Origin of the sequence: Paenibacillus sp. BIC5C1 (assembly GCF_032399705.1) — a bacterium.
Classification (GTDB): domain Bacteria; phylum Bacillota; class Bacilli; order Paenibacillales; family Paenibacillaceae; genus Paenibacillus; species Paenibacillus taichungensis_A.
On record NZ_CP135922.1, the window covers coordinates 198,825 to 219,265 of the forward strand.

At 37.9% G+C, this 20,441-nt stretch carries 19 protein-coding genes and 1 other RNA gene; 16 read left to right on the top strand and 4 right to left on the bottom strand.

Going from position 1 to position 20,441, the window contains the following annotated elements; translation table 11 throughout:
- Positions 1 to 366 precede the first annotated feature (366 nt).
- The 3 genes from rnr to ssrA all read left to right on the top strand — a co-directional run bounded on the left by rnr (position 367) and on the right by ssrA (position 4,841).
- Positions 367 to 3,144 (top strand): ribonuclease R, encoded by a 2,778-nt coding sequence (gene rnr, locus RS891_RS00950; protein WP_315794182.1) that lies wholly within the window; start codon positions 367 to 369, stop codon positions 3,142 to 3,144.
- 180 nt (positions 3,145 to 3,324) lie between these two features.
- Entirely contained in the window at positions 3,325 to 3,807 is a 483-nt protein-coding gene (gene smpB, locus RS891_RS00955; RefSeq protein ID WP_024629496.1) for an SsrA-binding protein SmpB, read from the top strand.
- 669 nt (positions 3,808 to 4,476) lie between these two features.
- Positions 4,477 to 4,841: a transfer-messenger RNA gene (gene ssrA, locus RS891_RS00960) on the top strand.
- 137 nt (positions 4,842 to 4,978) lie between these two features.
- On the opposite strand, the gene RS891_RS00965 is transcribed toward ssrA, so the two are convergent.
- A complete protein-coding gene (locus RS891_RS00965) occupies positions 4,979 to 6,064 on the bottom strand; it encodes a restriction endonuclease, SacI family (protein ID WP_315794183.1) in 1,086 nt (361 codons plus the stop codon).
- A gap of 104 nt (positions 6,065 to 6,168) precedes the next feature.
- Between RS891_RS00965 and RS891_RS00970 the strand changes: the two genes are divergently transcribed.
- The 4 genes from RS891_RS00970 to RS891_RS00980 all read left to right on the top strand — a co-directional run bounded on the left by RS891_RS00970 (position 6,169) and on the right by RS891_RS00980 (position 8,479).
- Entirely contained in the window at positions 6,169 to 7,287 is a 1,119-nt protein-coding gene (locus RS891_RS00970) for a DNA cytosine methyltransferase (protein ID WP_315794184.1), read from the top strand.
- A 726-nt stretch (positions 7,288 to 8,013) separates the two neighbouring features.
- On the top strand, positions 8,014 to 8,091 hold the full coding sequence (locus RS891_RS31605; RefSeq protein ID WP_397386924.1) for a JAB domain-containing protein: 78 nt from the start codon (positions 8,014 to 8,016) through the stop codon (positions 8,089 to 8,091).
- Between the two features lie 37 nt (positions 8,092 to 8,128).
- The gene (locus RS891_RS00975) at positions 8,129 to 8,308 is read left to right on the top strand and encodes a hypothetical protein (RefSeq protein ID WP_315794185.1); all 180 of its coding nucleotides are present in this window, start codon (positions 8,129 to 8,131) and stop codon (positions 8,306 to 8,308) included.
- Positions 8,309 to 8,320: 12 nt separating this feature from the next.
- A complete protein-coding gene (locus tag RS891_RS00980) occupies positions 8,321 to 8,479 on the top strand; it encodes a hypothetical protein (protein WP_315794186.1) in 159 nt (52 codons plus the stop codon).
- Between the two features lie 241 nt (positions 8,480 to 8,720).
- On the opposite strand, the gene RS891_RS00985 is transcribed toward RS891_RS00980, so the two are convergent.
- Positions 8,721 to 9,056: a helix-turn-helix domain-containing protein gene (locus RS891_RS00985; protein ID WP_315794187.1), complete on the bottom strand. Its 336-nt coding sequence runs from the start codon at positions 9,054 to 9,056 to the stop codon at positions 8,721 to 8,723.
- Between the two features lie 334 nt (positions 9,057 to 9,390).
- Here RS891_RS00985 and RS891_RS00990 point away from each other — a divergent pair, with 334 nt between their 5' ends.
- The 8 genes from RS891_RS00990 to RS891_RS01020 all read left to right on the top strand — a co-directional run bounded on the left by RS891_RS00990 (position 9,391) and on the right by RS891_RS01020 (position 18,050).
- Positions 9,391 to 10,884, top strand: a complete 1,494-nt coding sequence (locus tag RS891_RS00990) for a hypothetical protein (protein WP_315794188.1) — start codon at positions 9,391 to 9,393, stop codon at positions 10,882 to 10,884.
- 46 nt (positions 10,885 to 10,930) lie between these two features.
- Entirely contained in the window at positions 10,931 to 11,995 is a 1,065-nt protein-coding gene (locus RS891_RS00995) for a copper amine oxidase N-terminal domain-containing protein (RefSeq protein ID WP_315794189.1), read from the top strand.
- Positions 11,996 to 12,193: 198 nt separating this feature from the next.
- A complete protein-coding gene (locus RS891_RS01000; protein WP_315794190.1) occupies positions 12,194 to 13,402 on the top strand; it encodes a hypothetical protein in 1,209 nt (402 codons plus the stop codon).
- Positions 13,403 to 13,564: 162 nt separating this feature from the next.
- A complete protein-coding gene (locus RS891_RS01005) occupies positions 13,565 to 14,098 on the top strand; it encodes a hypothetical protein (RefSeq protein WP_315794191.1) in 534 nt (177 codons plus the stop codon).
- Complete coding sequence (locus RS891_RS01010) at positions 14,099 to 15,703, top strand: DNA primase family protein (protein ID WP_315794192.1); 1,605 nt, start codon at positions 14,099 to 14,101, stop codon at positions 15,701 to 15,703.
- 219 nt (positions 15,704 to 15,922) lie between these two features.
- Positions 15,923 to 16,105, top strand: coding sequence for a helix-turn-helix domain-containing protein (locus tag RS891_RS31610; RefSeq protein ID WP_397386879.1), 183 nt, complete (start codon positions 15,923 to 15,925; stop codon positions 16,103 to 16,105).
- Positions 16,106 to 16,133: 28 nt separating this feature from the next.
- Positions 16,134 to 17,252, top strand: coding sequence for a site-specific integrase (locus tag RS891_RS01015; RefSeq protein ID WP_315794193.1), 1,119 nt, complete (start codon positions 16,134 to 16,136; stop codon positions 17,250 to 17,252).
- Positions 17,253 to 17,435: 183 nt separating this feature from the next.
- Positions 17,436 to 18,050, top strand: coding sequence for a recombinase family protein (locus RS891_RS01020; RefSeq protein WP_397386925.1), 615 nt, complete (start codon positions 17,436 to 17,438; stop codon positions 18,048 to 18,050).
- Between the two features lie 53 nt (positions 18,051 to 18,103).
- On the opposite strand, the gene RS891_RS01025 is transcribed toward RS891_RS01020, so the two are convergent.
- Positions 18,104 to 18,262, bottom strand: a complete 159-nt coding sequence (locus RS891_RS01025; protein WP_315794195.1) for a hypothetical protein — start codon at positions 18,260 to 18,262, stop codon at positions 18,104 to 18,106.
- 148 nt (positions 18,263 to 18,410) lie between these two features.
- Here RS891_RS01025 and RS891_RS01030 point away from each other — a divergent pair, with 148 nt between their 5' ends.
- Positions 18,411 to 19,082, top strand: coding sequence for a hypothetical protein (locus RS891_RS01030; RefSeq protein WP_315794196.1), 672 nt, complete (start codon positions 18,411 to 18,413; stop codon positions 19,080 to 19,082).
- A 410-nt stretch (positions 19,083 to 19,492) separates the two neighbouring features.
- Here the strand turns inward: RS891_RS01030 and RS891_RS01035 are convergent, their stop codons facing one another.
- Positions 19,493 to 20,422, bottom strand: coding sequence for a nucleoside hydrolase (locus RS891_RS01035; protein WP_315794197.1), 930 nt, complete (start codon positions 20,420 to 20,422; stop codon positions 19,493 to 19,495).
- Positions 20,423 to 20,441 lie beyond the last annotated feature (19 nt).

Consider the following 20,441-nt stretch of genomic DNA (forward strand, 5'->3'; position numbering starts at 1 on the left):
TTTAATAAATTCATCCATGACCAGTCTTTCCCAATGAACCACATGATTCCGATCTTCGATTTCTTCTCACTTCCGTTCGGTTACCTTCCTACATATTCGCCCTGTTCTGGGCCGTTTCTTTTCTGTCTATTCGAGAGCAAAACACATGTAGCATAAATGCTGTTATGATGCATGAAAGCGCGGTTATGCAATGGGCCATGCATGCTTGGTTTATTTTGCAGGGTACGGATGCGCCGGATTGAATTCGTGTATACTAGGGTATGAGATAGTGAGGCCTGTGTTAAACGGCTTTTCTACTTGTAAGGTTTCCGATACATAGAGAGATGAGACAAGATTACACTTTTATGTTTCCCGAGGTGATTATTAATGATAACAGAACAACAATTGCTCGACTTCATGCGGGAAACCGCTTATAAACCGATGACTTATCAGGAACTGGAACAGCACTTCGAGATTGAGGATGCGGCTGATTTCAAAGCCTTTTTGATTATGCTTAATACGCTGGAGGAGTCCGGCAAAATTCTACTGACCCGCAACAACCGTTATGGCATGCCGGAACGCATGGATTTGGTACGCGGACGTTTGCAGGCTCATGCGAAGGGGTTTGCTTTCCTCATCCCTGAGGATCGGGAGCACCCGGATGTGTACATCCACGCTAATGACATGAAAAGCGCGATGAATGGCGATACAGTATTTGTTAAAGTGACCTCTCAAGGTCCTTCCGGTGGGCGTTTGGAGGGTGAGATTGTCCGTATTGTTACCCGTGCGGTCACGCAAGTGGTCGGTGTATTCCAAAGCCACGAGGTTTATGGTTTCGTCATTCCGGACGATAAGCGGATTAACCGAGATATCTTCATCCCACGTACGAACTTTAATGGAGCTGTAGATGGGCAAAAAGTTGTTGCAAAAATTATCAGCTATCCAGAGGGCCGGGCAGCAGCAGAAGGTGAAGTGATCGAGATTCTTGGTCATAAGGATGAACCGGGTATCGATATCCTGTCTGTAATCCGTAAACATCAGCTGCCTGAAGCCTTCCCGGATGAAGTGGTGGAAGAGGCCGAAAAAGCACCGGATGCCATTACGGAAGAAGAGATTATTCAGCAGGGGCGTCGCGATCTGCGTGGACTGAATATCGTTACGATTGATGGTGAAGACGCCAAGGATTTGGATGACGCTGTCAACGTGGAGAAGCTGCCAAACGGTAATTATCGTCTGGGCGTTCATATTGCCGATGTAGGCTATTATGTGAAGGAAAACTCCAAGTTGGACCAGGAAGCGTACAACCGCGGATGCAGCGTGTATCTAGTGGACCGTGTTATTCCGATGCTTCCGCAACGCCTGTCCAATGGGATTTGTAGTTTGAATCCACAGGTAGATCGCTTGACGTTATCTTGTGAGATGGAGTTCAACGACCAGATGAAGGTTGTGAAACACGACATTTTCACAAGTGTGATCAAGACCAAAGAGCGGATGACGTATTCCAACGTTCGTAAAATTCTTGAAGGTGAAGAGCCTGAATTGTTGGAGCGTTACAAGGATCTGGTGGACGATTTCCATCTGATGAAAGAGATTGCTTTGAAGCTTCGTGCGATGCGTATGCGCCGCGGTGCGGTTGACTTTGATTTTGAAGAATCCAAAATCATCGTGGATGCAGAATGCAAACCAGTGGATATCGTGAAACGGGAGCGTTCCATTGCGGAACAAATCATTGAGGAATTCATGCTGGCAGCCAATGAAACGGTAGCAGAGCATTTCCACTGGTTGAAGGTTCCGTTCATCTATCGTGTGCATGAAGATCCAGATCAGGAAAAACTGCAAAATTTTCTCGCCTTTGCGGCGAATTTCGGACACCATGTCAAAGGACGTGGCAACGCGGTTCATCCACGGGCGCTTCAATCCCTGCTTGAGGATATAAACGGAACGAAGGAACAGACGGTTATCAGTACAATGATGCTGCGTTCCATGAAACAGGCGAAGTATGATTCCGAGATGTCCGGTCACTTTGGTCTGGCGGCAGAGTTCTACAGTCACTTTACATCACCGATCCGTCGTTATCCCGACCTCGTCATTCACCGTGTCATTCGGGAAGTGATTGAGAACAATGGGGCTTTGCCTGAGAACCGTCAGGAGTATTTGGCTGGTCGTATGGCCGATATTGCGCAGCAGTCTTCGGAGCGCGAGCGTGTGGCGGTTGAAGCTGAGCGGGATACAGAGAAAATGAAGAAAGCTGAGTACATGCTTGATAAAGTCGGGGAAGAGTTCGAAGGCATGATCAGCAGTGTAACCAGCTTCGGTATGTTCATTGAACTGGAGAATACGGTAGAAGGTTTGATTCGCCTGAGTGCACTCACAGACGACTATTACCATTTTGACGATCAACATATGGCTCTGATTGGCGAACGTACCTCTAAAGTCTTCCGCATCGGTGATGAAGTGAAGATTCGCGTGGCGCGTGTAAGCATGGAAGAGTACACAATTGACTTTGAAATGGTCGACATGAAACCTCGCGGCGAACGTCCAGGTGGCTTCAGTGGCGGACGTGGCGGTAAAGGTGGCCGTCCTGCTGGTGGCGGCGGACGCGGCGGCGCGAAGAGTGGTTCTGGTGGATTCAGTGGCTCGCGTGGTGGTAAAGGCGCCCCTACTGGTGCTGGAGGCAGCCGTGGTGGCAGATCTGCAGATGAGAGCAGCAAAGGCGGACGTGGCGGTCGTAGCGGAGCTTCGAACACAGCGGGAAGCGCGGGTGGCAAAGGTGGCGGCAAACCGAGAGGTGAGCGTCGTGCTGGAGATGCCAGCGGAGCAACTGGCCGTAGCAAGGGAGCGGTAAGCTTTGGTTTCGGCTCGGGCAAAGGTGGTTATAGCTCTACAGCGGGTGGCCAGGAAGGCACTTCAACTGGTGGACAAGGGAATGGTCTGAACAGTGGCAGCAGTCGCGGTGAAGGTAGCTTCAAATCCGGTAAAGGCGGAGGTAAAGGTGGCAAAGGCGGTAGTGGACGCAAAAACACCTCACCTAGCGGTGTGTTTATCGGAGAAGGAGCTACACCGGGCGGTGTCCAGGAAGGCGGAGCACCACGCCGTAAGCGCAAAAAGAATAAAGGTGCATCTGCCAACGGAACGGCGGCTTTTGTACGGAAGAAGAAAAAGTAATCGCGTTTCGCTGAGCATGAAATGAGTGTAATGAGAAGAGGCGGCGCAGACCGCCTCTTTCTTGATTTTAACAGCGGTCCTTGCTACAATTAAGGTCTGGCATGTGGTACCTGAGGAAATGTGTGGTGCGCTGCTGTAGAGCATAGGTACCGGCTTATTTTACGGAGAAGGAGTGAGGACATGGGCAAGAATGATGGACAGAGTAAAGTGCTTGCACAGAATAAAAAGGCTTCCCATGACTACTTCATTGAAGATACGTATGAAGCGGGCATGGTGCTTACCGGAACGGAGATTAAATCTCTTCGTAACGGCCGTGCGAATATTGGCGATGCATTTGCCACAATTCGGAACGGTGAGATTCATATTCACAATATGCATATTAGTCCTTTTGAACAAGGGAACCGTCATAATCCAATTGATCCAACACGTACACGCAAGCTGTTGATGCATAAAGTGCAGATTCACAAGTTGCTAGGGTTGTCGAAGCAGGACGGATACAGTATTGTACCGCTAAAGATCTATATTCGTAACGGGTATGCCAAGCTATTGCTCGGTCTGGGTAAAGGTAAGAAGCAGTACGATAAACGGGAGTCTGCTGCAAAACGCGATGCACAACGCGATATTCAACGGGTACTGCGCGAGAAGCAAAAAGTTGCTCGTTGATTGGGTTGCTATGTGTTGAATTGCGCATGGTAGTTGGTGTGAGGCGCGAGTGATGTTAGAAATTTGGATCTCAAGTTTTGCCCGTAATGGGGTGGAGCTTGGGTTTTTTAATTTGATTAGAGATTCATTGTTAGGGGGCGCGGTGTAATGAGTTTAACGCATCACGCAGACCTGCGTGCGGGTAAATCTTTCAGATTATTGTGCCAGTTATGGTGTGAGATACACCCGTTGTTGCCGTACCATGTAAAAATTGATTGTGAGTAGTACCGTTAAACTTTTTTTGATGATTGCTGGAAAGAATCGTTGCAGTATGTTTGCTGATGGCTGTGTAGTTTGTTCGGATCGTGGGTAAGATAGTTAAGAAAAGTTGTTCATGCTCATGAATTGTCTGCACCTCGGTACTCAACTTTACTTCCCTTGAGGGACGCGGTATAATATGTAGACGCTTGAGCATCATATGTGTGTTGGTTAAACTTGCACAGTTGCTCAGCATGTTGGATCGTCTTCCAGCAATCTATACTATATCGGTGATTGGTCCTGTGTTATGATGTTCTTGTAGCAGACAGGAATGCCGAGTTTGAAAGAAACATCTTTTTACCTTGGAGGAAAAAGATGTGTAGCACCTTTGCTCCGTATTCACGGATTAATCCTGGAGCCCTTCTTATATGAGGGGGCGTTTATGGATTCGACGGGGATAGTTCGAGCATGGGTAGCGGGTAGTGGGGACGCGTCCACTTCATCAACGCTAAAGCCTATTAAACGGCAAACAACAAACAAACTACGCTTTCGCAGCCTAAGAAACTGTGTGCGTGCTTCTAACCTGCATCGCCCATGTGACAGGATTAGGGGCTAACAAGTAGTGGGATACGCTGTCACATCTCCGCCTGGGGTGTGCTGAAGAAGACAATCAGGCTGACCCAACGTATAGCCGGTTACGGGGCGATACTCGGGTGACATCAAAACTGTGACTACACCCGTAGAAGCTTATGTGTCGTTATCTTCGGACAGGGGTTCGACTCCCCTCGCCTCCATTAAAAAAACCCGCTCACTGAGCGGGTTTTTGCTTTATACGTTAGAGTTATGTAGACATGTAATAGACTACTTATGGAAAAAATGATTTTTGGATATCAATTAGAGACATTTCGTCTATAATGATTTTCGAAGGGTTCTTTTATTGTGACAATAAGTGGTGATTTTCTAAAATCCTTAATAGATGATTTACAGTTTTTTCGCTCATTCTGGCTTCACTTAGTACTTCTTTTGCACAAGTGAAGAAAGAATCTTTTGATGTTGGTAAAATTTGGGATATTAACATTGACTTGAATTCATTTATATGAATTATGTTCAGCAAAACTCCCTTACTGCGTGCTTCCAGAATAATTATTTCTTTTGTACTATCGACTAGTTCAGCTCTAGGACCCATAATAAAAGTGAACCGTGGGCAATTATTTTCAGCAGCTTTATTTACTGCATGCTGGACATCTATTCTACTGAATAACTTGTCTTTTGCTTCGATTGCATATATCAAAGATCCGTTATGATATACATCGACATCACCAATCTCTTTGGAGGATGAACCAGATTGATTTACAATATGTGTTTCGACAATGTTTTCCCCTATAAGTGATTGAGAATGTAATTTCAATAAAGAACCTATTACTAATACTAAATTTTCTCCACCAAACGATTCAGAAATTATAGCTTCTAGGACTTGGTCTAATTCTATATAAGTCAGCTCTCGTGTAGTTTGTAATGAGATTAATTCCTCTTTCTCATTTCCGATTTGAATTAAAATGTATAGGGAGTGTGCTAGAGCTATAAGGGCTTTGTCACTTGTGTCTATAAGGGGAAGTAACTTGCATAATAACTCTAGAGTCTCCCTATCTTTACCTCCCCTAACTGCATTATGTATACTTAGTTCTTCAAAACGAGCTGGATTATTCAAAAAAGGTTCGTTAGAAAGTCCTAAAGCACCTTTTAGGTGATCCCGTTCAAACTTGACTAAAACTTTATGGCATAATGTTCGTGCGTCGTATGCACCCTGCAATTTGGATTTCTTTTGAAGACATAATGGGTTAATGGTAGGATCAGTGGCTTTCGCTAAGAAGGCATTAACCATGATATACTTATATGTTTTATTGCTTCCTTTCAAAACCATACTGATAATATTACTATCTTGTTGATTGGGGGTAACTTTTAATTGTTTGACATGATCCAAAGTCGTGAGCAAAATTTTATTAGCTAAATCATAATTCATAATTTGAAACACCTCTCTTGGATTTGGATTGATTTACTTATAAATTTAAGTATTATGTCTAGTATAATTTAATTATAACATTAATAAGATAAGAGGTATTAAATATGGTACAAAAACATAGATGCATATCATTATTTTCTGGTGCAGGTGGCATGGATGTGGGTTTTAAAAGTGCTGGAGTAGATGTTATCTGGGCAAACGAAATGGACAAGGATGCATGCGCTACATTTAGAGAAAATCATAAAGAGACATTGCTTAGGGAGGGGGATATCCTTCAGTACATGGATGAACTTACTTCTCTGAAAGATATAGATATTATATTTGGGGGTCCACCATGTCAAGGGTTTTCTGTGGCAGGTAAAATGGATCCTACTGATGAACGGAGTAAGTTGATTTGGACTTTTATGGATGCTGTAAGAATAGTTAGACCAAAAGCATTCATTCTTGAGAATGTCAAAGCTCTCGCTGCTTTGGAAAAGTGGAGACCAGTAAGAGAAAAAATTATAAGTTATGCCTCTGATTTAGGATATGTTTGTTATCCAGTGTTATTAAATGCATCTCATTACGGTGTTCCTCAAAAGAGAGAAAGAGTATTCTTTATTGGATTTCTCAATAATGAACCTGGATTAGAAAATTTAATATCTAGAATAATTACGCACCAAAAAAAACCAAAATCAATTCGTGAAACACTCATATCTTTAGGGCCGGCTGGTAGTGAAACTAACCCTTTAACTTGTACCGCTAAAATAACACTAGCTACAAAGCCTATAATGCGAAAATCACCATATGCGGGAATGATTTTTAATGGTATGGGGAGACCTTTAGATATTGATAATTTTGCAAATACTCTTCCTGCTTCAATGGGAGGGAACAAAACGCCAATAATTGATGAAGTATTACTTCATAACAGTAGGGATAATAATTGGATCGAAGATTATCATAAATCTCTTATTAATAACCAAGTTGCTCCCCAGTTTGAAGAAGCACCATCTAGATTGCGAAGAATAACTATAAATGAAGCGGCTTTAATACAGACTTTCCCTAAAGATTATATTTTTAGAGGAAGTAAAACCTCTATATATAAGCAAATTGGGAATGCCGTTCCATGTTTGTTGGCAGAGGCTGTAGCAAGAGCTGTAGTGGAGGAATTGAATAGTAGACAAACAGTTTCGAGTAATGATGAACCTAGGCAATTATGTTTAGAAGAATATATAAATGTTTAAAACTTGGACAAAGAGGATCACAAAAAAACTATTTTGTAAATGAAGTAGCCTAGACGGAAGAACTTATAGCTTACGTAAGAGAGCATTCTTCGCCAAAGAGAATATATATTATAATAAGGATACCTATTAGATTAGGTCTCTCTGTTAATATAAATTAAGAACGCCTAACCTTTGTGAGTAGGCGTTCTTTGATATAAATAAATTTTTAAGTTGACAAAGAAAGTCTACATAATGGAGTTCCCCTAATCAATTTACAACGAGTTTTTGAAATAAAATCACTTTAACTCAGTCTTTATTTGAATGGTAGGATTGTTATTTGATTTATGAGTTAATGAGTCGCCTTCCTTCCATACTCTGAGCTTATAGATGTTACAGAGCAGGAATTAATATTCGTGAGGCACTGCAAATTGCTGTTATATTCTTATACCTAATATTAATTATCTAGCTACTAATAATATGAATAAAAATTCCGTATATTGGGAAAAGAGTATCGTTACAGCGTAAAAGAACATATTATATGCTTGTATCATAATACAAAAATCATATAGATCAAAAGAAGACGATCTCTATAGATTCTTTACAATGCTATTGTTCATCCAAGGGAAGTTGTTTAAAGGTGCGATAAAATGATGATCTTGAATCTCTATTATATGTTCTCATTCCTATCCTAGCGCTAATCCTACACCTCCTAATATTACTGATCGTTAAATAGTTGCCGGAAACATCATAGCAATAGATTTATTGGATCACTTAATTATTGCTGGTAATCGATACTATAGCTTGAAGGAACACGGACATATGTGACGTGTTCTTTTATTTTATGTAAAGGAGGTGAGGAAACTTGATTAAAAGGCCTGTATCAGTAATCGTAGAGACATTAAATGTGGCATCAGGGACAATAGTTGGTGGGGCTACAGGTGCAGCTGTTGGGACACTGGTTTTACCGGGAACTGGGACAGCGCTAGGTTACATCTTGGGGGCTAGTGTGGGTATTTCAGTTGCGACCAAGTCTAAAAAGTAGGAGAGTGATAAATTGATTAATCGTTGGAAACAGGCACAAAATGCGGCATCTGATGCCATTATTAAGACGTTGGAAAATGGTTTCGACATATTCAAAACAGCAAAAGATTTGCACGAGAAGTACGCAGATGAAAATAGTCGAAGTGAAATTTCCAAATTAAAAGAGAAATAATAGAATAGCCATAAGAGAGTGTTTATATGGAATAGACAACTCTCTATTTTTTAGATATTGTTATCAAACAATAGGGGATAGCTATCTATAAGCAGAATGTAGTTCGATAATACCGCATAAAAGAGTTGATGTAGTGGTTCATATTACCTATAATTGTATGATGCTGTAGTATTATTACATATTATTCTGAAAGAAATTACAGATAACTTTATTTAGAAATATATGCTTCTGAAATTACTTGTTACTCTTGTAACTCATCGACATGTGCCAGCATTACTCTAAGGACATCTAATATCATTTTTTTCTCTTTAATTGAACGATCTATCATAATTTTCTTAAGCTGATTCAAAAATTGGTCATCGTTCAAATCTAATGAATTATTTATTAGGTAATCAACTGTTACTCCAAATTGATCCGTGATTTTTAACAGCGTGTCCAGGGACAAAATTCGTTCCCCTCTTTCAATTTGCCCAATATACGCTTCGGATAAATCTATTCTTTCTGCCAGCTTTTCTTGTGTAAGATTAAGTCTTTTTCTTTCTTCACGAATTCTCTTTCCCAAAAGCTCGTAATCCATTTTTGTTTCAGCCCCTCTCAATACAACAGTAGATAAAATGAGGAGGAATCATAACAAACTATAGGCTTTTTTAATGTTTACTATAAGCTTTTAATTTCGTATAATTAGTGCATCTATTGGACTAGATCTTTTAATATTTGTAAGTCTAGTACGTACTGAAACACTATTAATTTATATATTATAGTTTTGACATCTTGCTAGAAGATGATCAGGCATTTGTATGCTGGTTTCTAGCTTTATTCCTTTATGGTTAGGAAGGAGGACAATCTCATACATAGCAGTGACAGGATTGAGAAATCCAAATTATTAAAGAGGATTCTATGGAGGTATTCATGTGATTAAGAAAATAGTTTCTCAACTACCAGGATTCAGATCCAACAAAAGATGGAAGAAGATTGTATCTATAGTTCTATATGTTTGCATAGTTCTTTTAGCTATTGTGCTCATAGGAAGTGGAGATTCGACAGTATCGGCTTTGGATAATACCGTTTCAAGGTGGCAGGGAGTTGTCATATTTGTATTCCTTGTTCTTATTCCGTTTATACTTATATCAGATTTAGGAGATATAAGAACCAAATTACCTCTATTTAGTAACGGCAGTGTTCTAAAAAAAATAATCGCATGGATGTTTTCATTAGTAATAGTACTAACAGGATTGTTTTTTAGCTGGGCTGCTTTAGATGGTATGCACTCAACTGAATTCATTGCTAAACAAGAGGAACAACGCAAAGATAAGGCTATCCAAATACAAAAAGATAAGGAAAAAAGAGAAGCTGAAAAGCAAGTTGCTCTAGCAAAAGAAGAAAAGATCCAACGAGAATTAGAAGATAAGGCTACTAAAGAAAAAGCCATAAGTACATTGAACAAACAATTAGAGCAACAGACAGAGGATGAAAAAACTGTAAGTACAGTGGGAAATCAAACAGAGCAAGAAAAAGTATTATCAGAGCAACAGCCTGTTGAGATAAAGAATACTACTGAAAATGAAGATAACACAGAAAAGGAATCGTCCTTTTCTAATTGGTTCAGCAATTTATTTAATTCAGAACCAGAAGATAGTTTTCAGAAAACTATAAAGGAAATCGACAAGAGTCTAAAAAAGGAGAAAACTGAGAAACTTCTGGAGATATATAACTCATCAGAAAACTTAGAAATAAAAAAATACATTGAAGAACGCACGAAAGAAAAATACATTCAGATTATAAAAGAAAACAAAGATTTATATACTAATCTAAAAATTGATAAGCTGGAGAAGTTATACGGTAAGATAAGTTTTATAAATGGTATTACAGGACTCAAAAACAGCAATGTTGGTGTTGTGGTGGATGAGACAAAAAAAATAATCAAAGCAAAAAGTGATCTCGAAAAATTCCAAAAGGAACATCCACGGCTGTTTTACGGTGCTATAAAGGATGAATCTGAAATACAGACAATAAAAGGATATATAGGTTACAGAATTAAGGATGCGGATACCAAGATTGGGGATCTCACAATCTCCACTGGAAATTATTTAGACAGTTATTATATATCTAGCTATTCTTACTCTGAACTATTTGGTTACTCTGCTTCCGAGGAGTGGGCAGCTGTTCTGCAATTGAGCGAAGGATCTAATTTATCTGGAGAAGGAATCTATGAAACAAGCGTAGTGCCTAATGGAGTAACTAAACTTGTAGATAATAGAGGATTTGAGAAGGAGTACCCTCGATATCGCGAAGTATCTCAAGCCGATTTTGATAAATACTATCAGATAAAAGATTTGATGGAGGAGCAAGAGAGACTTACTAGATTGATAAGCCAAAGTACCAGTCGTATTTTTAAACATCTGTAATTTAATAGATGATGTTTAGACCATCATATATACTCAGGAGGTTAAAATGAAACTTACCTTTAGGAAAGTTATAATATCCATAATGATACTAATTTTTATGATGCTTAATTTATCAGCAAATACAAACATGGCTCGGGCAGAAAGTGCCGATAGTATTCCAGTCCATGTTCTTCTTCATGTCGGCTCTAATAATGTTATCGTTAATGGTCAAAATCAAAAGCTTGATGAGCGTGGCAGTACTCCTATCATTAAAAATGGTTCAACTTACTTACCAGTAGCTAGTGTGATGAAGCTTTTTGGTGGGAAAAGTGGATGGAACAGCGTAAGTAAGGAAATTACATTGCAGTACAAGGATAGTACTGCGGTGCTCAAACCCGATAATTTAAAGGCAAAAGTAAACGGGAAATCAGTTTCGCTTTCTGTAGCACCTACCGTTATTAACGGAACCACTGTTGTTCCTCTGAGATTCTTAGAACAGTTTAAAATTGCTATTACTTGGCATGGAGCCAGCTCATTCATTAGTTTGACGGAGAAAACGGAAGGCTATACTCCTTGGTATGCAGGCCAGCATACTGGAAAGCAGAATATTAAGGAGGGCATTTACTATGATGGAGGGAAGCAATATTACTCCTACAAAACAACATTCCTTAATTCATGGGGGACTCCTGTAGTAATACCTTTCGGGAGAGAAGTTATTTCAGGAGCAAATGAAATTGAAGGTAAGGTCGATGTGGATTATTATACGATATTCTACTATACCGATAATGCTTCAATTATAGGAACCGTATGGGAAAATTATGATGGAATCAAAGGGGAGGACTTCTTAGAGATTTTAGGAATGACATACAGTGGGACTCTATCAAGTATAAAAAAAGTGTCTGTAAAAGGTGCTGAGAGTGCATATGTTGTTGAGGAACGTTTTTATGACTCAGGAGTGAGTAGTGATTCTACAACACTTATGGCCTTTGTTGGAAATAAGGTGTATTCTATCAACTTTACTCAAGATATATATGATGCATACCAAAAATTAGATGATGAAGCGTATTATTATTTTCTTGAGAAAATGATTCCTAATATGAGTTTAGGACAAAACGCTGGAGCTGCTGGATAGAAAACATAGCTACAACACTGTGAAGGGTTTATATTCTAAAGAGGTGTTCTTTCTGAACACCTCTTTTTTTCATAATTTAACAAACCTTTATCCAAATTATGTCTAGATGGACTTATGAGGTAATGATATATTTTTGTAAAAAAAGAGAACGGATGAATCAAATTGCTTCAATATGATGCAACTTCTAGGAATCTTTTGATGTCAATTTTGGGATTTAAGTTAAACTTAGGAAATGATGAAAAGTTAGAAGATCTAAATACCTTGATACATTCTATTCGTTTTGGATCTGAAGTGAATCGTATACTGGGTGTTTTGGATCTTGATAATCAGAAGTTTCAACTATTATTAATTGAAAGTGCTGTTTTCATGCTGAAAAAAAACACGGAATCAGAACTGTTAGCACACGAAAACATATATAATATTGGCGAGTTTGATGAAGCAGAAGTATATGATGATCTCCTAATTTCATCTGCAGATGTTTACAATGAAATATATGGGGAGATTATTCAGGAATATTTAACTGAAATATGGGGGAGTGATGTAAACCTACACAAAGACATTATGAAACTGCTTCAAAAAAATAAAATAGTCAAATATGGATCTGTATTTAACGTTTATGCAAAGGCATGTATACGACACAAAAAACCTCTGAGAAAAATCATGAATCCCACAAGGCTTATCAAAAATGATTTGGAACTAATCAAAGAAAATACAGAGACTTTCTTAAGAATGTTATGTAGGTTAGAAGATGTATCAGTTTTAGATGAAATTTATGCATTTGAAATAGATACAGACGTATTCTTGGGTCTTGATCTACTTTCGATATTCAATTTAATTGACGAAAGTGCTCCAGACAAAAAAGTGATAATGAAAGCCTTAGCTTCTGTAACTATAATCGAATCACCATATGTTAGGAGAGAAATTCTAAGTTCAATAATAGATAATGGTTTAGGTCAAGTGGAATTTTTCATTCCAGTTTTAATGAAAATCAGATATTTTATATTGCCACTCTTGATAGATTTTATAAAAGAACAAATTCTAGAAAAATTCTTTGTGAAGCAGGCAGGAAAAGAATACATAGACATAAGTTCTTCTACGTTTCTTTACAATTTTATAAAACAAAGTGATGTTTTTGGAGATGACTTACAAATAATTTTGAAACATACAAAGCATATTCGAAGTATCAAAACTGTTTCTATAAATAATGAATTGCTCTCTAAGGTTCCCTATAATATAAATGTGATTAGAAATAATTTAGAATGTATGGATAATATTGCAACGAGGGATATTGCCAAATATATTAAGCCTATAATTGAATCGGGTACGGAACAAGAAAAAATTTTAGATCTCTTAACTATGACTGCCTATGATTTTTTTATTACCACGGCAATAGGTATAAAAGATTAAATTATTTTTTTCAAAACACTAATTCACAAGAGTTAGTGTTTTTCTTTTGTATCAAGGGTTTTAGTGTATAAAAAATGATTTTCACGTTTCTTACAGTTGAAAATGATAAGGTATACTCCAATTTGTAAGTTGCTAAAACAAATTGAGAGGGGTTTGCAAAAGATGAAAATACCAAATGTACATGAGAACGAAATTAAACTATTCGACAATAAAAGAATTGATCGAGATGATATTCAGTGTCACATGATTGAAAAGGAGAAATCAATGATGTATATCAATGATTGTGTCTTAGCCAAAGGACATTTATTCATTGGATTGGTAGAGGGGGACAATAAAGTTATAATGACACATCAATCTAATTCCTATTGGTCTCAGGGCGTTGACGAAAATGACTTTTTAAGGGTTACTTTCGATTGCAGAAAAAAAGATATAAAATTCCATGTTGTTCAAAACGATAGGTATCTAAAGCTGAAGAACGATGATGAATGTAACAGTATATTCATGGTCGTAATGGTTGAATGTGCTGAGTTTCTACAACTAACAATTTATGATGGAAGCCTTGAACAAAAGATTAGTCAAATGTTCGTAACAGCAGCAAATTTAAGAGATAAGTTAAGAGTAATTGCTTTTAGTATGATGAATAATCATTACCCTTCTTTTTACGAAAATTTAAAAAATCAAATGGAGGTCAATTAAATGAGTCAAAAGAAAAATCATTGGAGTCTCGATATCTCTAACACCATGAGCACTGTTAGCCCAGAGTATTTAGAAAGAAATGAAACATTGGATAATGATTATGTGACAGTAGTTAGACGGGAAAGTGTACCATCAGATGTTTTCATACAGAAATTTAGTGATGAAGAAGAATTCAACCTAGACAATACCAAGAGTTTAGGGAAGGGGCAGTCTATATCGCATCTCGTAAAAGATAATGATGGTCATGTCAGTAACGCTGAGATCAGTGACATACCAAACCATCGTTTACATCTGAATAGAGGTGATGATGTTACTTATAAGGTAGCGACTGAAATTGTAAAAAAACTTATCATAAAGTGTAGTGATAAAAAAATATACGTATATAACGATCTGTACGGATATTTTCAAGAGGTGACAGAATTGCAGTTGGCAATTCATATTCGGAGCAACATTCCTACTGACGTTGATAAGAAGATGAATAAAAACAGAATGATTGAAGTGATACATCGGATAGAAAGCAACCCCGATTTACAAATAGAAGGTAAAGAATTCAACAGGTACAGTCATCTGATCAATTTTAGAAATGGTGTTTATAACTTGGAGGATAAAATTTTCCAAGAACATCATTCGGATTATCTATTTACTACTTTCATTGATGGATATTATGAGGAAAGACTAGCAAATAATTATTCCGGGTATGCTAACTATTTTGATGAGTTTCTTAATGAATGTACTGAAGGCAATATTGATAAGCAAAGGACTCTTCAAGAGATTACTGGATATATTCTTAGCAATTACTGTAATGCAAAGAAGTTTTTCATTTTGTTAGGAAAAGCCCATTCAGGCAAATCTTTATGGTTAGGAATTTGGAGAAGTTTAATCGGTGAAAGTTTCACTACAGCGGTTACTCTCAAACAACTTGGGGCTAATCGATTTATGGCAGCTGAGTTATTCAAATCCAAATTAAATATTTCTCCTGAGATGAACGAGGAGGGAAGTTTTAAAGGCGTCGATGTTATTAAAGCGGTAACTGGTGGAGACTTAATTGCAGCAGAAAAAAAGGGTAAAGATCCCTTTTACTTTTATAGTAAAACAAAGATTGTAGCGGCAGGAAACCACATGCCTAGTTTAAGCAAGGTGGATACAACAGGGGCGTTAACAGACAGAATGTTGTTTGTAATGTTTAACCATTCAATACCAGAAGAGAGACGAGATAAAGACCTGCTAGGAAAAATTTTAGAAGAAAAGTCTTATATTATACTCTGGGCTCTTGATGGGCTAAAAAGGTTAAAGCAGCGAAACTTTATCTTTACAGAGAGTAGTGATGCTATAGATTATAAAAAACAATTCATATTTGAGTCTGGAATTACAGGATTCGTAGAAGATTGTTGTTTGATTGATGTAGGCGATAGAGAAATTAAAACTCATAGAAAAGTACTGTACGACGCTTACATTAGTTACTGCAAAAATAACCAGTCGAAGGCTATGAGTTCAAGAGAGTTCTTTAACGAGATTGTTAAAACTGGAGTTGAACCAGGGAAGTTCCGCATAGACGGAACCACACCATTAGCGGGATTTCGAGGTATTATGCTAAAGCATTCATAAAAATACAGGCTACAGTGGCTACGACCTTCAGAAAAGCCTTACACAGCATAGTTCTAGGGAGTTTTTCACGTAGAACTTGCAGTCTACAATGTGTCTCATAGTGTAGCTACGACCTTGAAAACTTTAGGATTATGAAGCGATTTAATACTTTGATATGGATTAAAAGACATGGTATTTCCCACTTTTTTATTAATATATTATTCAATGGAGATGGTGAGAATGGTCAACTTTGAAAAATTGTTTTACACAATTGATGAGCTTTATGAAATATTACCACTTGGAAAAAATTCTCTATACAGTTTGGTTAAAAGGGAGGGGTTTCCCAAGGTCATAGTGGGTAGGAAAATTCTCATACCTGTAAAGGGGTTTAATCTTTGGATTGAGCAAAATTCAGTATTTTAATTGTGTTTAACGACAGGAGGAGTCTAGAGTGGCTGGTAGTATCTCAAAGATAGGCAACAAATATAGAGTTACATTTGAGTTAGGTAAAGATTTAAACGGTAAGAGATTAAGAGAATACGTTACAGTTCAATCAAAAAAGGAAGCTGAAAAGCTTCTTAACGAGTTTGAGTATAATCAAAACCGTAATCTTATGGTGCTAAGTAGTGGAATGACATTTGTAGAGACGATCCATCATTGGATGGATAACTATGTGAGGTACAATTGTGAGGAGACTACGATTTATGGGTATCAGAATATTCTGAATAAGCACATAGCTCCTTTTTTCAAAATTCTTGAACTGCAAAAGCTCCAGCCTGGACATATTCAACAATATTATAAAGCTCTTATGGAGGAGAAAGATTTATCCCCAAATACAGTGCATAAACATCACGCACTCATTCGTAAGACTTTGGATTATGCTTTGAAACAGCAGTTAATCCATAGGAATGTGGCTGATGCTGTATCTTTACCAAAAAAGAGAAGATTCGAAGGCAAAGCTTATACTAAAGAACAACTTTTTGTACTGCTGGAAAAGGTAAAGAATACAAGATTGGAGGTTCCAGTTAACCTAGCTATACATTTGGGGCTTAGAAGAGAAGAAATTGTTGGCCTTAGATGGGATTACGTTGACCTGGATCAAAGGAAAATTCATATTGAAGAGGTTCGTACAAGTGCAGGTAACAAGGTCATAACAAAACTTCCGAAGACCGATAAAAGTAGGCGATCACTTCATATGAGTGATGACCTTCACTGTTTACTATCAAATTTAAAAGCTAAACATGAGGGAATGAAGATATTGTTTGGAACTGAGTATGATAAATCTGGTTACCTCTACTGTCATGATAATGGAAAGCCTTATCGAGTGAACTCAGTCACAGAGCAGTTCAAGAAATTTCTTGAAAAAAATGATTTTCCTAAAATTCGTCTTCATGATCTTAGACATTCGTTCGCGAGTGTGCTACACAATGAGGGAGTGGACTTGAAATCAATTTCTGAGGCATTAGGCCACTCAGACATAGGCACTACTAATAAAATATATACTCATGTATTTGATAAAACTCACAAGGATACATTAAACCTAATGAGTGATGCATTAAGGGGTCGATGATATGAAAATAGACACACAAAAGGAAGCAGTACTGCTTCCTTTTGTGTGTCTTAAAGCATGCTTTTAGGCACGCCTTTAAAGCGCATCACTTAACGTGCCAAAATGTCAATAATTTATTATTGGCATGTGCCATAGATAACACATACTTTTTGGCAGGAATTTTAGGAGGGGTAAATTGTGATAATGGGATATGGCAGAGTATCGGCTAAAGATCAGAATCCGGAAAGGCAACTTTTGAAATTTCGAGAGATAGGAATTGATGGAAGATATATATTTGTTGATAAGCTAAGTGGAAAGGACTTTAATAGGCCACAATATCAAGCTATGCGTTTAATGATTCGCGAAGGCGACTTAATTTATATTGATGCCTTGGATCGATTAGGGCGTGATTATGAGGGAATTATAAATGAGTGGAAGTATGTTACTCGTGAAGTGAAGGCAGATATTGTTTGCCTGGACAACGAGACTCTATTTGATTCAAGAAAATTTAAAACTATGGGTGATTTTGGAAAAGTAATGGAGGATCAATTTTTGAGTTTACTGGCATATGTATCTGAACAGGAAAGGAAGAAAAATAAGCAACGTCAGGCAGAGGGAATTCAAGTAGCTAAGAGTGATGGAGTCAAGTTTGGTCGCCCGAAGATTGAAATAAACGAAGCATTCATTGAAGTTTATCAGGAGTGGAAGACTGGTATGATAACGGCTACGTTTGCTATGAAGCAATTGGGAATGAAACATCGAACGTTTTATAGGAGGCTTAGAGAGTATGAGCGGCTATTGGAACATAGTAATCAATAAAAATAGAAACCTACCCTAAGCATCTATGGAAAGGTTTCTATTTTTTATAGAATTTAAAAACTCATACTGCCAATAAATTGCTTGGCCAAAATTTCGGCGAAACCAACCAGAACAACAGAGAGAAATTTGCCCATTTGCTCAGGATACTTTACTAAAAGAAATATTAAAATAACTAGAATTGCTATCTTCATAATATCGTTGCGAAGTGCCATCTGAGTTTTCCTCCTCACATTATGTAGTTATATTGAAACAACGTTGTTTTTATATAACAAAATTATCACAAGAATAGTATGTTGTCAACTAAAAACACCAGTTGACTTGTTATGACAACGAAACTATCATTATTATGAGGTGTTTATAATGCTTTCTTATGGTGAATTGCTAAGACAATATATAGATAATTCGGAGTTATCACTAAGCCAGATTGAGTCTAAGTTAAGAGAAAAAGGGCTAGCTACTAATAAAGCATATATAAGTAAGCTACAAAACGGTAAGTTACCTCCTGCTGGAGACGAAATTAATAAAGCGTTGGCAGAAGTGTTGAATGGGGATGAAGAAGAACTGATTCTATCTTCATATGCAGAAAGAGCCCCGTTTCTTAAATCAATAATAGACAAGCTGTTCGAATCCTTTACAACTATGCTTCTTAGCAATAAGGAATTGATTGTTGCTATGATGCAGCCAATTCATAATAATGAAAACGAGCTGCTTGAGAATTATGAGGATATAATTGTACAAGTGATGTCAAACATGAGCCTGAAGGAAAAGACTGAAATGATAAGTTCGCTTTCTGAATATATGGCTAGAGGCGGTTTGGCGGAATATACAAAGTTTCAGGATGGGATATTGGAGATTAATCCAATTAGCTTTCTCAGTGATGAAAAAGATCAAGCCAAATATCGCGAGGTGTATGATCTTGGTAAGAGAGAGTCTATTGCTAACTTAACAAAGGATGAACTATTTTTTCTAACTAAGCAACTTGAGTTGTATCGAAGTTTGAATCTGAGCGATTTACAGAAATCAGATGGCTAAGTCATGATGTTAGAAAGAGTATTTATGCAAGTTTCCTGTCCGATTCCTGTAGTCAACGGTAGACAAATGAATTAAATGAATATAATTCTCTATAATTTTAAACGATAATAGATAACAAATTTATCGTCGCAATGCCTCGCCAGTTAAGCATTTTGGATACTTATTAAATCATTTAAGGACAACTTAACGAGAGCAAGACAGGGGTTCGACTCCCCTCGCCTCCATTAGAGTAAGTAAAAGCCACCACCCAGTGATCTGGATGGTGGCTTTTCAGTTTTAATATAATAACTTTAACGATAATAAAAATGGAGGTGATCAAGACGTTTGAAGATCGAAAAACACCTCCAGGAAATTTTGAAAAAAGCCAATCAAAATTCAACGAAGCAAACCAAAGGAGCTATCACTAGCTTCTAGTATTTTTTAAGTGCGTCAATCATTAGTTTCCAAAAACCGTCTACATCAAGTTCTAAGCCAAACTTGGCATTAACTTTTCTGCCAGTGACCCCGTGCAGATCAACTAGGGTTGTTCCTGCGGTATACTCACCTTTCGTTTCCACGACAATATTTACATCTTTAGTCTTGAACAATTCGGGTGCCACACAATAGGCCACAGTTAAGACATCGTGTACAGGTGCCCCATCAAAATCGAACATTTCTTTATAGGTCGATGCAAAAAATACGAGTAGTTCGCCCACTATTTTAGCGACATGATTATCGATTTTATTTACTTCGTCGATGACTTCTTTGGTCGCCAAGGCTTGATGTGTAATATCCAGTCCCATTACTACGGTTGGAATACCGCTATCAAAAACTTTTTTTGCGGCTTCTGGATCAGCCCAAATGTTAAACTCAGCAGTTGGTGTCCAGTTGCCAATAGTTCCGCCGCCCATGAGTACAATCTCATAAATATTGCTTTTAATTTCCGGTGCTTTGGTTAAAGCTAATGCAATATTGGTTAACGGTCCTGTCGGAAGAAGGGTAACCGGCTCTGTCGACTCTTTTATAAGTCTAATGATGGTATCAACACCATGTTCATCGCTCCAGCTGCGGGAAGGTTCGGGAAACTTGGGACCATCCAGGCCTGACTCCCCATGAATACCAGGAGCATTTTCACGTAATCGGACCAAAGGCTCACTGGCTCCTTTTGAAACCACAACATCATTTAACGATATCAAATCACAAATTTGTAAAGCGTTTTGAGTCGTTTTTTCAATTTCTGCATTTCCGGAAACGGTTGTAATCGCTAGAATCTCCAATTCCGGTTGCGCAGCAGCTAAAATAATTGCAATGGCGTCATCATGTCCTGGATCACAATCCATAATCACTTTTCTTGTTGTCATATATTTCACCTCTACGTTT